The organism is Bifidobacterium simiarum, assembly GCF_002802905.1.
Taxonomy (GTDB): Bacteria; Actinomycetota; Actinomycetes; order Actinomycetales; family Bifidobacteriaceae; genus Galliscardovia; species Galliscardovia simiarum.
The window spans coordinates 1-13,290 of sequence record NZ_PEBK01000005.1 but is presented as its reverse complement, the minus strand read 5'-3'; the positions used below and the strand labels follow the sequence as shown (position 1 = coordinate 13,290).

General features: G+C 63.3%; 11 protein-coding genes. 3 read left to right on the top strand and 8 right to left on the bottom strand.

Translation table 11 applies throughout. The annotated features are described in order from the left end of the window. Positions 1 to 29: 29 nt before the first annotated feature. From CSQ87_RS05745 to CSQ87_RS05715, 8 genes are all read right to left on the bottom strand, one after another. The gene (locus tag CSQ87_RS05745; RefSeq protein ID WP_165776756.1) at positions 30 to 782 is read right to left on the bottom strand and encodes an SGNH/GDSL hydrolase family protein; all 753 of its coding nucleotides are present in this window, start codon (positions 780 to 782) and stop codon (positions 30 to 32) included. A gap of 104 nt (positions 783 to 886) precedes the next feature. Beyond that, positions 887 to 2,470, bottom strand: coding sequence for a GDSL-type esterase/lipase family protein (locus CSQ87_RS05740; protein ID WP_100512925.1), 1,584 nt, complete (start codon positions 2,468 to 2,470; stop codon positions 887 to 889). A 64-nt stretch (positions 2,471 to 2,534) separates the two neighbouring features. Next, the gene (locus CSQ87_RS05735) at positions 2,535 to 5,249 is read right to left on the bottom strand and encodes an exo-rhamnogalacturonan lyase family protein (protein ID WP_100512924.1); all 2,715 of its coding nucleotides are present in this window, start codon (positions 5,247 to 5,249) and stop codon (positions 2,535 to 2,537) included. Between the two features lie 366 nt (positions 5,250 to 5,615). Then, positions 5,616 to 6,314, bottom strand: coding sequence for a hypothetical protein (locus tag CSQ87_RS05730; RefSeq protein ID WP_100512923.1), 699 nt, complete (start codon positions 6,312 to 6,314; stop codon positions 5,616 to 5,618). Between the two features lie 222 nt (positions 6,315 to 6,536). Beyond that, entirely contained in the window at positions 6,537 to 7,880 is a 1,344-nt protein-coding gene (locus tag CSQ87_RS05725) for a glycoside hydrolase family 28 protein (RefSeq protein WP_100512922.1), read from the bottom strand. Between the two features lie 359 nt (positions 7,881 to 8,239). Next, positions 8,240 to 9,205: an SGNH/GDSL hydrolase family protein gene (locus CSQ87_RS05720; protein ID WP_165776755.1), complete on the bottom strand. Its 966-nt coding sequence runs from the start codon at positions 9,203 to 9,205 to the stop codon at positions 8,240 to 8,242. 268 nt (positions 9,206 to 9,473) lie between these two features. Next, positions 9,474 to 9,599: a hypothetical protein gene (locus CSQ87_RS11220; protein WP_276310768.1), complete on the bottom strand. Its 126-nt coding sequence runs from the start codon at positions 9,597 to 9,599 to the stop codon at positions 9,474 to 9,476. Between the two features lie 213 nt (positions 9,600 to 9,812). Beyond that, complete coding sequence (locus tag CSQ87_RS05715; RefSeq protein WP_207761104.1) at positions 9,813 to 11,258, bottom strand: MFS transporter; 1,446 nt, start codon at positions 11,256 to 11,258, stop codon at positions 9,813 to 9,815. 248 nt (positions 11,259 to 11,506) lie between these two features. Here CSQ87_RS05715 and CSQ87_RS10890 point away from each other — a divergent pair, with 248 nt between their 5' ends. From CSQ87_RS10890 to CSQ87_RS05705, 3 genes are all read left to right on the top strand, one after another. After that, positions 11,507 to 11,671 (top strand): immunoglobulin domain-containing protein, encoded by a 165-nt coding sequence (locus tag CSQ87_RS10890; protein WP_165776754.1) that lies wholly within the window; start codon positions 11,507 to 11,509, stop codon positions 11,669 to 11,671. Next, positions 11,668 to 12,780 (top strand): beta-galactosidase BglB, encoded by a 1,113-nt coding sequence (gene bglB / locus CSQ87_RS05710; RefSeq protein WP_100512920.1) that lies wholly within the window; start codon positions 11,668 to 11,670, stop codon positions 12,778 to 12,780. The genes CSQ87_RS10890 and bglB overlap by 4 nt, the downstream gene beginning before the upstream one ends. Before the next feature lie 76 nt (positions 12,781 to 12,856). Next, positions 12,857 to 13,290, top strand: a 434-nt coding sequence (locus CSQ87_RS05705; protein WP_117434926.1) for an SDR family NAD(P)-dependent oxidoreductase, incomplete at its 3' end; no start/stop codon positions are given.

Genomic DNA, 13,290 nt, shown 5'->3' with positions numbered 1-13,290 from the left:
GGTTTCGGCTATGCGATCGACAGTGCCGATCAGTCGCCGAGACCGACGCCGAGGGCCTTGCGCAGGGCCTTGGTGATGATCGGCGCGTAGTACCTGTCGATGCCCGCGAGGTTCGGGTGCGTGCCGGAGGGGTGGACGTCCGGATCCGGGTAGACGGCGGTTTCGGGGGTGCCGGGAAGTCCGTCGGTGCCGATCATGTCGAAGGAGTAGCGCACGCGCATGTCCTCGTTACGGGCGTCAAGATCGGTGTCGCCGAACACATCGGCCACGGTGACGCCCCACTTGGCGCAGGCGGCGAGCTGCACCTGCCGCAGATAGTTCTGCACGGCCCAGTCGCGGCCGATCTTGGCGACGGCGAGGTAGACGATCGGCACGTCGGGCCAGTGGCGACGGAACGCGAGGATCGTGGCCTCGAAGCATCCGGCGTAGGTGTTGAGGTCGAGCTCGGCCGGGTCCTTGGCCTCGCCGACCGCGCCCAGATAGGCGGGGATGGTTTCGGGCCAGGCGTCGTTGGCGCCGCCGTTGAAGATGATCACATCGGGTTTGGGCTGGTCGACGCCGATGAGTTCGGCCTGCTGGAGGATCTGGCCGCCCAGTCCTCCCGTCACGGTGCTGTATCGGATGGTCGCGCCGTTGCGGGCGGCCTTGACGAGGGTCAGGCCTTCACGCTCGGCCACGACGTTCACGCAGGATCGTCTGGTGTAGAGATGGCCGTCGATGATGCTGTCGCCGAACGCGTACAGCACCTTGCCGTTGAGCGGGGAATCGGGGGAATCGGTCATGGGTAAGCTCCTTTGCTTATATGTCTGTCGGGCGGGACCGGACTTCGACGTCGGTCCCGCCCCGGTCGGTCGAACCGGCCGTTTTTGGTGTTGCCGACGTTGTTCTAGTCTTCGATTATGGCGCAGATGTCGTCGGAGGCGGGGATGGTCACCGCGATTTGCCGGGATTTGGCGGCGACGTCGTCCCGCCATGCGGTGACGGTGTAGACCACATGCCGGCTCTGGCCGGGCAGCGGCAGATCGTGGAACTCCGGTTTGACGATCACCTCGCGCGAGTAGAGACGGCCTTCGGCGCTGGCCTTCTCCACCACGTAGTAGTTCGCGTGCGGCGAGGCGTCCCACGTCAGTTCGACTTCGGCGCCGATGAGTCCGGTGACGCCGGAGGCGGTGAGGTTCGCGACCGGTTCGGGCTCTCCCGGTTCCTCGTCGTGGAAGGTGAATTCGGGGTACAGGCTCGCGAGCTCTTCGGCCACGAGGCGGGCGTACGCCTTGGCGCCGGTGAAGCCGATGTGCACGATGTCCCCGATGCCGTCGAGGTGGCGGGGGTACTGCAATGCCGAGGCGCGCAGGAAGACGGCGTCCACGTTCTCGGCCGGCAGCTTCGCGAGGTACTCCCCCGCCAGCCGGCGCAGGTCGATGAGCGGCACGTCGTGTTCGGCGGCGTACTTGCGGGTGACTTCGGCGTACGGGTCGAGCGCCTTGCCGCAGTCCATGCCGCGGCCCTTCGGGTACTGCGGGATGGCGGTGACCAGTACCGGCCGGGCTCCGCGGTCGGCGATGCTGACCACGTACCGGTCGAGCCATTCGGCGTATTCGTCGAGCGGGATGTAGCGCATCGGACGGGTCTTCGACTCGTCGTTGATGCCGAACTGGATCAGCACCACGTCATTCGGGGCCAGGGAGTCGAGCAGCTTGTGGAACCGGTGCTCGTTGAGGTAGCTGCGCAGGCCGCGGCCGCCGAGCGCGCGGTTGTGGATCGTGGGGCCGTCGCCGCGGAACACGCGGGCCTGCGGCACGGTGGATGCGACGTCATGCTCGTAGGCGCCGGCGTGGTCGCGGTAGAGGAACCAGTAGAGGTATTCGCCCCATCCGGCCTGCGGGGCCTCCTCGTCGAAGTAGGTCTGCACGGTGGAGTCGGCGGCGATGAAGATGTTCGGACTGTCGTGGCGGTTGGCGGCCAGTTCGTCGTAGGAGAGGGATGCGAGGGTGATCACGCCCCATCCGGTCGTGGCGTCGTCGCGTCCTTCGACCGGCACGAACGTCAATTCGATGTCGCGCTTGGTGAGCTGCACGTCGAAGGCGATCCCGCGGCGCTGGCCGGGGCGCAGCGTGAACTGGGCGACATCCTGACCGTTGACGATGGCGCGGAAGGTGCGGGTGATCTCGTCGGTGCCGTACACGTCGGCGACGAGTCGGTAGCCCTTGGATGGCGCCGGCACGGTGATCGCGGTGCCGAGGAAGTACGAGGTGCGGGCGATGGTGTTCGGGTCACCGTTCAGCGCTTCGGATTCCTCGGCGAGGCGGCGGACGGTGAAGCGCAGGCCGTCGGCGGAGTAGGCGTCGGCGGGCACGTCGGCGACGGTGGCGACGCGACGCTCGTAGGCGCCGTCGACCCAGCCCGCGGCCTCGTTCGGATAGTCGCGCACGAAGGCGTGCGCATACGGTTCGGTGAAGGAGATGGTGGTCATGAGGTGATTCCTTTGATGGAGAACAAATTCATGGGCTTCCCCTTGAGGGGAAGGCGGCGGGAGATCAGGACTTGCGCTGGGTGTCGGCGCCGAGGCCCGCGGTGAGCTCGTCGGCTTCGGCGAGGGTCTTCGGGGCGTCGTCGCGGATGAAGTCGAGGGTGACGATGGCGTTGAGGCACCACTGAGCCACGAAGTTGGTCTTGAACCACGGGTTCTCCCACGGCACCTCCTCCAGTTCGGCCTGATTGCCCACGTTGTGCAGGGTCACGGTGTCGAAGCCGGTGTGGTCGGCGGAGTCCATGAGCGCGTGGATGAGGTACTTCCACACCTTGCGGGCGATGGCCTTGTCTCCGTAGTATTCGGCGGCGTAGGCGCCGATCGCGGAGGCGAAGAACGGGAACGGGTAGGCGCGGTCCTTGAGCGCCCCGTGCGATTCCTCCACGACCTGCTCGTGCGGCAGGAAGTAGAACCTGCCGAAGTCGGCGACCATCTTCGGCCAGTCGGGGTCGTCGACGAGGTCCTTCATCTCGATCCACACCTCGGGGGCGCCCTGGCAGATGGCGAGGTGCACGCCGCCGGTGGATTCGTTGTTGATGAAGCGCAGATGGCAGGTGGCGGGGTCGAATTCCATGTCCACGCCGGAATTGAGCTGCAGGTCCATGGCCTTGATGTCGTCGATGCCGGTCTGGATCTTGTTCAGGAACTTCGGGGAGTTCGTGCGTTCGAGCTGGGTCATCCAGTCGGAGCACAGGCTCGACCAGTCGGGACCGGAGCGGGCGTGGGCCGGATAGACCATGGAGTCCTTGTCGTACCAGTCGCCGAGCGGATCCTTCTCGAAGAACGTCTGTTCCACGTCGCCGAGCTCGTCGAAGAGGTCCTCGAAGCGGCGGTCTCCGGTGAGGAAGTAGTACACGCGGTGGTGGCCGGCCATGGAGATGCGGGCCTCCTTGCAGGGGCATCCCCAGTGGCGCACGTTGTGGCGCGAACCGAGGCCCTTGTAGCGGCCGAGGTGGTAGACGTCGACTTCGGAGACGTGGCGGCACAGCTTGCTCGCCATGTCGAAGATGTCCTCGCGGCCGGTGCGCAGGAACGCGTACCACATCCAGTAGGTGGGCACGAGTTCGGCGTTGTCCCAGGCGAAGCCGCCCATGTCGTAGCGCCACTGGTGGCGGGCGGAGTCGTAGGAGTGCATGATGTCGCCGTAGTCGAACATGCCGTACCAGTTGCGCAGGTCGATCTCCTTCTCGTAGAAGGCGATGGCCCGTTCGAGCTGGTCCTCGATCCAGTTCTCCATCTCGGTGCCGCGCTCGGGCAGCGACCAGCGGCCGAAGGCGCCGAGCTCGTGGTAGTACTCGGGGTCGGCGAGGTACTGTTCGGGCTTGTCGACGGCCTTGGAGAACGCCAGCAGCGTCTCGTCGTCGGGGATCGGCACGGGGCCGGCGGCGATGGAGAACTCGTTGGTGCAGGCGATGCCGACGGGGTCGGCGCCCTTGTAGTCGTAGCCTTCGTAGTAGGCCCACTGGTAGCCGTCCTGCGCATAGTGGCGGAAGTCCATGGCCGCCGCGTCCGGCGACCACAGCCATACGGTGGCGGTGGCGACGTCCGTCGTCAGTCCGGTGAACGTGTAGCCGGTGGGGTATTTCTGCCAGAAGTCCTTCACCGCGACCATTACGGAACCGGCTTCGGAGCCGAAGGACGCGCCGCCGCGCGTACGGTTGCCGTGCAGCGTGGTGATGCGGCACACCTGTTCGTCGGCGGTCTTCTTGGTGATGGCGAAGTGGCTGGGTGCGTTCTGGACCATGTGGTATTCGTCCCACCATGGCATGTCCTTGAGGACCGTTTCGACCTTCTCGTTGTCGGAATCGGAGTTGGCGGTCTGGTTGAGCACGCCGGAGGCGTCGATGGTCTCACCGGCCTCGTCGCTGGGGTGGATGAGACGGCCGGCCTGCTGGTCCTCGTACAGATGGCTGGGGATCACCGGCTTCCAGGTGAGCAGCTGGGCGAGGCACTCGTGGATCGTACCGTGGTCGCCCTCGAAGCGGACGTGACGGTTGTACGGCTTGCCGGTCATCGGGGATTCGAAGCGGACGCCGAGACCCTTGAGGAAGTCGTGGTTCTCGTCGCCGTCGTAGATGAACGTGTGCTGGAAGTCGAGGCGGTCGGCGTCGAATCCGACGGTCATGCGGATGATGAACGGCAGACGTTCGGTGCCGTCGTCGGCGACGTGGATGCCGGTGTACTTGATCACGGTGGCCAGAGGGCCTTCGGATTCCAGTTCGATCTCGTCCACGCGGCCGGTGAAGGCGGTGCGGCGCACGAGATCGCCCTCGTGCTCGCCGGCGTTCGGATCCTCCAGCTCCAGCACCTCGGTGCCGTTCGCCGCCACGGTCCTGCCGTCCACGACGAACGATTCGAAGATGCGGTGGGTGGACCGGTCGATCGTCACCGTGCTCCTGCCGGAGGCGATGGTGATGGTCGTGCCGTCGTCGGTGACGTGCTGGCTGTGGTCGTCGTCGATCGGCGAAGGATGGTCGGCGAGGGTGATCTCGGCCCTGTCCCCCAGCTTCGCCGCGTCGGCGGTGTGGGCCGCCCATTTCACCGAACCGTCGGGCCAGTAGGCGGTGATGCGGGACTGCACGTCGACGTGCCTCCCCTGCGCATCGACCAGCGCGAACTGATTGCGGTTTGCGGCTTCGGCCGCGCATTCGCCGCGCCTCCACATGCTGCCGAACGTGACGTATCCGCCGCTGCCGTTCCTTCGCATCGCATGAAGTTTCATCTGCGTTCATCTCCTTACGACCGTTTCCATGCCACCGCCGTTGTGGCGGAAACGGTTGTTGCCGTACACCATCGTCGTTTGTCGGACGATCCGTCGCCTACGCGGTGGACCGTCCTCTGTCGAATAATCTATCAGCGTTATGCTCGAATTACAGGTCAAAAAATATCGAATCTTGATAGATAGATACCTTTTCTTGATTCTGTAATTTTATCGATAACATCGATGCTATCACAAGCATTTCAGCAATACCAAGTCTGGTTGTTGAGTCATCGATGTCATCATCGACAAACGGAAGAACCGGATCGCCCGCATATCGGCAGGGTCAGGACTCCCGGACCGCGATTCCCGACCGGACGAGCCGATCCCCTATCGCCCGAAATCGAACAGCGTGTCGATGACGAGGAAGTCGTCGCCATTCGCCTCGGGAAAATGGTCGAAATGTGAGGCAGGGTCGACCGCCAGCCACCGTTCGATCTCCTCGGAGGGCCGATCGATTCCGCTGATGTTCCGCATGCCTCGGTCCCGGGGCCGCTCGAAATAGCTGAACAGCACATTGTCGTGGATCGAAATGAACTGGTAGCGGTCGCCGACGAGCAGCTCCTCATGCACGATGGCCTGATGATGGCAGACGTAGTCCATGAGCCTGTCCGGGTAGAGCACGGCGATACGGCCGCACCGGGCATCAGGGACAGGCCGACGCATGTAGTACGCCACGCTTTTCGGTTCGTCGAACCAGAACACCGGATGCATGTATGCCCATTCGACGTCCTCCACATCGCGACCGTGCATGGCGGGGAACGGCTTGAGCAGGCCGTGCAGCCAGCCCCAGCCGTCGGGCGCCCGACGAATTTCATCACGGTTCGGCCGTTCGTCTTCATGGATATGCTCGGCGTACAGGAACAGCTGGTCCCCATGCCGGTACATGCCGACCGTGAGCAGTACGCCGTCGTCGACCAGCCGCTTCGCCTGCGCGGCGGCGGCGCGCACCGCACCGCTCAGGGATTCGGTGCCATCGATGCCGGGCTTCAGCACCGCCCGATACGAGGCCCGTTCAACATTGGTCATAGTCGTTTCCTCCTTCGGCATTCACCGGTCACCTCATCCGTCCGGCATGGCCGGTCACCTTCCCCTCAAGGGGAAGGCACAACCTCCACCCCGACGTGTTGTGCTGCCACTCCGCCCCCGCTGGCGGGGGCTGGCTGCCGTAGGCAGACTGGGGGTGGTCAAACCCAACACGACCGCCTTCAACCCACCGCCAATGGACTGTTCGTCCGGCGGGGCGGATCCTCACCGTTCGTGCAGATCCACGCTCACGCGTTCGCTTGATTCGGTTTCGACGAGCGGGAATCCGCGGAACTCCCCCTCGCGTCGCACCGTGCCGGAGACGCGCACGTCGCGCCCGTGCCGCACATACACGGCGGGGATGTCGTGTTCGTAGACGCCATGCACGCTCGGCTGCTCGTCGAACAGATTCGGCTTCTGCGTGCCCTGCACGCGCTGGGTGAGATGCAGATCGGAAATATCGACGTTCTCGATCACCGCGTTCTCCTCGCCGGCGATGAACACGCCAGATTCGCAGGTCATCCAGATGTGGTCGAACGTGACGTCGCGGATCACGCCCGGCAGCGGCGACGACGGCTTGACGCGCGGCGTGGCCGAGATGAAGATCGGCTCGCCCTTGCCCCACCAGCGCGGCGCGAAATCACGCTGCGGACAGTCGGCGAAATGCCTGGTGTTGCCGGAGACGTGATGCACGTGGATGTCCTCGATAACCGCGCCGTCGCGCACCCAGATGCCCACGCCGCGCGAACAGTCGCGGAACACGCAGTCGGAAAGCACCACGTGGCGGATCGCGTTCGCCGTCTCGGTGCCGATCTTCAACGCCGAATCGTGCGAATACAGCACGCAGTTGGATATCACGATGTTCTCGCAGGCGCCGTATTTGGCGGCCATGGGCGGGGTGTTCTTCACCACGATGGCGTCGTCGCCGCCCTTGACGATGCAGTTGGTGATGACGACGTCCCGGCAGGTGTCGGGGTCGATGCCGTCGTTGTTGGCGCCGCGCTGGTCGTTGAGGATGCGCACGCCGTCGACGAGCACATGACGGCAGCCGGCCATGTGCAGGGTCCAGAACGCGGCGTCCCGGAAGGTGACGTCACGCACGGTGAGGTTCTCCACGTCCTCGAAGAACGTGGTGCGGGGCCGCTCCCACGCTGGGGTGCGCACGTTCTTGGGGCATTCATGCAGACCGTCATCGGCGTTGTCGTCATAGAACACCTTGTCGCCCTGACCGTAGATGACGCCGCGGCCTTCGATGGTGATGTTCTCGGCGTGACGGGCGAACAGGAAGCAGCCGCCGGTCCAGCCGGCGTTCTCGGTGTCGTCATCGAACTCGGCGGCGAAGTCGATGCCGTCGGCGAGGTTCAGGCTGCCGATGAGCCATGCGCCGGTCTCAAGATGCAGGGTGACGTTGCTTTTCAGCACCAGCGCGCCGGTGAGGAACCGGCCGGTCGGCACGACCACGCGGCCGCCGCCGGCCTCGTTGGCGGCGTCAATGGCGCTCTGGATGGCCTCGCGGTTGTTGGTCACGCCGTCAGCGACGGCACCGTACTGGGTGATGGGATAATCCATGATTGTTCTCCGTTGAATGAAAATGACATCGATAACATTCGATGATTAGCACCGACTATACACCCAATGAGAATCCCCCGCCACTCCAGACGGCCCCTTTCGCCCCGACGACGGAAGCACCGACCTTCCCCTCGAGGGGAAGGTGGCCGGCACGGACGCCCACAACATCGAGGATACCGACGATGCCTTCCCCTCGAGGGGAAGGTGACCGACGCAGTCGGTCGGATGAGGTGACCGACGACACCGCCCAACCCGACACGACCACCCTCAGTCAGGCTCCGCCTGCCAGCTCCCGACAGCGGGAGCAAGTCCACTCCATCCCCGACGTTTCGCACGACATGCACCCACGGGGCGCACCGCTACCCCAGCTTCGCGCGGACGATGTTGTTCGCCATCATGGCGGCGCCGAGGTCGTTGGGGTGCAGTCCGTCGGCGAGGAACGCGTCGTCGTGGCCGACCAGCGCGAGTCCGTCGATCACGTCGAACCGCTGCCGCACCGCCTGATTGATGATCGTCGCGCGCACCCGGTCCATCAGCGTCCGATCCTCGTCGGTCCCGCAATCCGCGGACCGCCAGATCGGCGTGATCACCGTCACCGCCGTCCCCTCATCGACGGCAAACCGCAGTCCGCTCATGTATTCCGCCACCGCCGTCTCGAAATCCGCCATGGTCATCGCCCCTTCGCGGATCTTCGTATAGTCGTTGGTCCCGTACGCCGCCACGATCACCGAGGCGTCCACATCGGCCACGTCGTCGAGCGTGCGCGCGTCGAACACATACGACCCGACTCCCCAGTTGAGCGACCGGAACCCCATCGTGCGGGCAAGCAGATATGCATAGCCCTGCGAGGGGCGCAGCGAGGTCATGCCCTGGGTGATCGAATCGCCGAGGAACAGCATGAGCGGGCGGTCGTCACGCACCGGTCGCGCATCATCGCCGAACTCGCAGCCGGAGATGCGCGTATCGGTCGTATACGGCAGCACGAAGGTCAGACGGGTGCGGCCCGGGTTGCGCTTGTCATACGTCACCGTGCCGGACGCCGATTCGTCGGGTTCGCGGATCGTGGTGATGAACACGTCGTTCTCGTAGACGTCGAACGCGACGAACGGTCGGCAGAACCGACCGGTCGCATAATCGAACCGCACGGTATCCGCCGACGTGGTGAAATCCATGGTGATGCCGGCCGTGGAGTTGGCGCGAATGTCGGTCATCTCGCCGCGCTCGCGGTAGAAGTCGAACAGCCGGTCGGGGAATCTCACCGGACGCAGACCGTCCGGCTCCTCCTTCACGCCCACGCAGTTATGGAATACGTCGTTGATATTCATGTGCCTCACCGCTCCTCGTTGCGATCCTCCGCGGCCTCCGTGCCGCATGACGAACGTCAGAGTACACGATACCGCCGGTCTGGACGCACGGCCACGATTGCCATGATTTTGCCCGAAGCCACGATTGCAGGAACGGGCACCGCAGGACGGACACTTCGAAAATAAAAAACCGGGACGAATACGGACGCCGTTGTCCGTACTCCCATGGTCGTCGACGGTCACGTCAGGGCTCTCCATCGACGATGTTCAGCGATCACAGACGCGCGATTCAGCGCTCGTCCTCGATCTCGCGGGCCACCTGGTAGGCGGTCTTGGCCAGCTCATCAGGCATGTAGGCCATGGTGGCGAAGCCGGCGAGCGCCATGCCGCGCATCAGATTCTTCTTGAAACCCATCGTTCGTTCACCTCCTTTCCTTGCTTGCAACGTCCGCTATCGATGATGTCGATGGGGACGACATCGGTATGGATACGGCCGATTATCGGCACGGCATCGCAGGATCCGGAATCGGATGCCCATCGATGTCATTACTGACGATAGTCGGCCATACGCCATCATCAAGATCAATAAATATTGAATAATGCTTGATTACTACCTATTTTTGCACGATCACTGATCGGCCGCCGCCTTGGCCCGGTCCTCGGCGAGGATCCGCTCGGTCTCGGCGATCTCCTTCTTGCCCAGCGGATACCAGAACGCGAGGATCAGCGCGGCGATGCCGAGGCAGACCACCGGCAGCAGGGTCGCCAGCGCATACACGCCGCTCACGGTTCCGGCGGACTGGGTCACGGCATGACCCGCGCTGGACTGGTAGCCGATCACGCCGAGCAGGATGCCGCTGATGCCGTTCGACGCCGCCTGACCCATCTTGCGGGCCCAGGAGTTCAGACCGTAGATGGTGCCGTCCTCGCGGATCTTGGTCAGCGCCTGATGATGGTCGATCACGTCGGTGATGAACGCCCAGACCATGAGGTTGAAATAGCCGGCGCCGATGGCACCGAAGAACATGAGCACGAGGTAGACGCGCCAGTCGGTCAGATGAGCGAAGTACATGACGCCGTAGACCACCACGGCGAACAGCAGCGTGACCACGGAGGTCTCGCGCTTGCCGAACCGCTTGGCGATGCCGGTGGCGAACGGGGCGAGCACGAGCACGGTGATGAAGTTGAACATCACGGCGATGGCCATGCCGGTCTTGCTGTGGAAGTAGGTGTCGAACAGGTACGTCTGGTTGATGGAGGCGAGCTGCTGGTTGATCACGACGAAGAAGTCGGCCACGATCAGGGCGAGCAGGGCGCGATCCCGGAACATGGAGGTGACCATCTGCTTGGCGTCGAGCTTGCGGCCGGTCTGCACGTTGGTGCGTTCGGTGGTCAGACGGATGGTGATCTCGTAGGAGATGTAGGCCAGCGCACCGCAGACGATGGCGATGAAGAAGAAGTGGGTGGCGGAGACCACCTGATTGCCCTGGGCGTCGGTGTCGTACATGAACATCGGGATCATGTAGCCGGTGGCCACGTTGGCCACGGCCGAGCCGGTGGAGCGGTAGGTGGACAGCGACGCGCGCTCGTCGGACTTGGAGCTCAGCGCGGAGGCCAATGCGCCGTACGGAATGTTCACGGTGGAGAGGAACACGTTGAACAGCACGTAGGTGACGGCGATGTACGCCACCTTGGCCGGCAGCGCCCATCCGGAGACCATCGGCAGGAACAGCAGGACCGACACGAGGATGAACGGGTAGCGGAACCGGCGCATCCACGGGCGGAAGCGTCCCTCGCCCGGCGTGACGTGGCTTTCGTCGGCCTTGTTGCCCACGTAGACGTCGACGAACGCATCGAACACCTTGGTGAGCATCATCGTGACGCCCACGATGGCGGCCGGAACACCCAGACCGTCGGTGTAGAACTTGAGTACGAAGCCGTTGACCAGACTCAGGATGAAGCAGTTGCCCACGTCACCGAACATGTAGCCGATCTTGTCCCTCATACCGAACGGAGGCACGGAGACCCCCTTGCCGTCCGCACCGTTCGCGGACGCCTTGCCTGCAGCAGCCATTGCCAGCCTTTCCTCATGCGACGCACTTCGGCACCGACGCCAAAGGGAATTGCACGAAAACGATCATTGTTTCGTTCGCCTATGTGATCTTTTGTTGCGATCCGCGAACTACCATCGATAATGTAGTCGGCCGGCAACGGCGTCCCAATGCAAGAAATATTAAAAAATGCCCTAAGACTACCTTTTCTTGCCGCCCGACTACAGACGGCAGGTTTCGCTCATATATTCATAGTTTTTTATATGAAGCTATGGGAATTTATATTTTTGGCGCGCAATTTTTTATAGATTCAAGTCAAAGACTGCAATTTATCATTCCACGCCGCAATGATCCACCACCTACGATGGAAGCATCATCCACCCACATCCATCAACAGGCATCGACGCTGATGCCGGAAAGAGGAACCAACCGATGACAGACAACGCCACCGAAAGCGCCCGCCCCAGCCGCGAGCTCATCCAAAGCAAGATCGACCTCATGATCGAGAACCTCACCACCATCGACGACCCCGAAGGCAAATTCCTGCTGCACTTCGGCGACATCGTCGTCGACGACAAAAGCTGGAAGGTATGGAACTGGCCGCAGGGCGTCGGTCTCTACGGCATCTACAAGAACTACAAGCTCACCGGCAACCCCAAGGCCCTCAAGGTCGTCACCGACTGGTTCGACAACGCGCTGGCCGAAGGATCCCCCTCCAAGAACGTCAACTCCATGGCCCCGCTGCTCGCCATGGCCTGCCTCTACGAGGACACCGGCGACACCCGCTTCCAGCCCTACCTCGACCAGTGGGCCAAATGGGCCATGGAAGACATGCCCCGCACCACCGGCGGCGGCATGGCGCACGCCACCATCCAGGACCCGCACCTCGAACAGCTGTGGGACGACACCCTCATGATGACCGTGATGCCGCTGACCAAGATCGGCCGACTGCTCGACCACCCCGACTACGTGGAGGAAGCCAAGTACCAGTTCCTCATCCACGCCGAATACCTCATGAACCGCACCAACGGCCTGTGGTACCACGGCTGGAACTTCAACCGCCGCGACCACTACGCCGGAGCCCTGTGGGCCCGCGGCAACTGCTGGATCACCATCGGCATCCCCGAATTCATCGAAACCGCCGGCCTCAAAAAGGGCGACCTCGTCCGCGAATGGCTCATCACCCTGCTCAACCGGCAGGTAGAGACCCTCGCCAAACTCCAGGACGAGTCCGGCATGTGGCACACGTTGCTCGACGATCCGGACTCCTACGTGGAATCCTCCGCCACCGCCGGCTTCGCCTACGGCATCCTCAAGGCCGTGCACCGCCGCTACATCGACCAGAAGTACGCCGCCGTCGCCGAAAAGGCCATCAAGGCCCTGCTCGGCCAGATAGACGAGAAGGGCGAAGTGCAGAACGTCTCCGTCGGTACCGGACTCGAAGACAGCCTCGACTACTACCGCAACATCGACCGCACCGCCATGCCCTACGGCCAGTCGCTCACCGTGCTCGCCTTCACCGAATACCTCATCTCGTTCTGCTGACGCTCCGACACGAAACGCCATCGGCAGGAAACCAACCACGAATACCATAAGCAATCGCTACAGGAAAGAAGGAACCATGACAGAAGGATTCTCCATGGACAGCTTCTCGCTCAAGGGCAAACTCGCCCTGGTGACCGGCGCCTCCTACGGCATCGGCTTCGCCATCGCGACCGCGTTCGCCCAAGCCGGCGCGAAGATCGTATTCAACGACCGAGACCCGGCCAAGATCGAAAAAGCGGAAAAGGACTACGCCGAACTCGGCATCGAAGCCCACGGATACCAGTGCGACGTCACCGACGAACAGGCCGTGCAGAACATGGTCAAGGACATCAACGACCAGTACGGCGTCATCGACATTCTGGTCAACAACGCGGGCATCATCAAGCGCATCCCCATGACCGAGATGAGCGCCGCCGACTTCCGACAGGTCGTCGACATCGACCTCAACGCCCCGTTCATCGTGTCCAAGGCCGTGATCCCGGGCATGATCGCCAAGGGCCACGGCAAGAT

Coding starts and splice junctions, on each gene's coding strand:
- CSQ87_RS05715 (WP_207761104.1), bottom strand. CDS start 11,258: ATGGCTGCTGCAGGCAAGGCGTCCGCGAACGGTGCGGACGGCAAGGGG.
- CSQ87_RS05725 (WP_100512922.1), bottom strand. CDS start 7,880: ATGGATTATCCCATCACCCAGTACGGTGCCGTCGCTGACGGCGTGACC.
- bglB (WP_100512920.1), top strand. CDS start 11,668: ATGACAGACAACGCCACCGAAAGCGCCCGCCCCAGCCGCGAGCTCATC.
- CSQ87_RS05735 (WP_100512924.1), bottom strand. CDS start 5,249: ATGAAACTTCATGCGATGCGAAGGAACGGCAGCGGCGGATACGTCACG.
- CSQ87_RS05740 (WP_100512925.1), bottom strand. CDS start 2,470: ATGACCACCATCTCCTTCACCGAACCGTATGCGCACGCCTTCGTGCGC.
- CSQ87_RS05745 (WP_165776756.1), bottom strand. CDS start 782: ATGACCGATTCCCCCGATTCCCCGCTCAACGGCAAGGTGCTGTACGCG.
- CSQ87_RS11220 (WP_276310768.1), bottom strand. CDS start 9,599: ATGGGTTTCAAGAAGAATCTGATGCGCGGCATGGCGCTCGCCGGCTTC.
- CSQ87_RS05720 (WP_165776755.1), bottom strand. CDS start 9,205: ATGAATATCAACGACGTATTCCATAACTGCGTGGGCGTGAAGGAGGAG.
- CSQ87_RS10890 (WP_165776754.1), top strand. CDS start 11,507: ATGGGAATTTATATTTTTGGCGCGCAATTTTTTATAGATTCAAGTCAA.
- CSQ87_RS05730 (WP_100512923.1), bottom strand. CDS start 6,314: ATGACCAATGTTGAACGGGCCTCGTATCGGGCGGTGCTGAAGCCCGGC.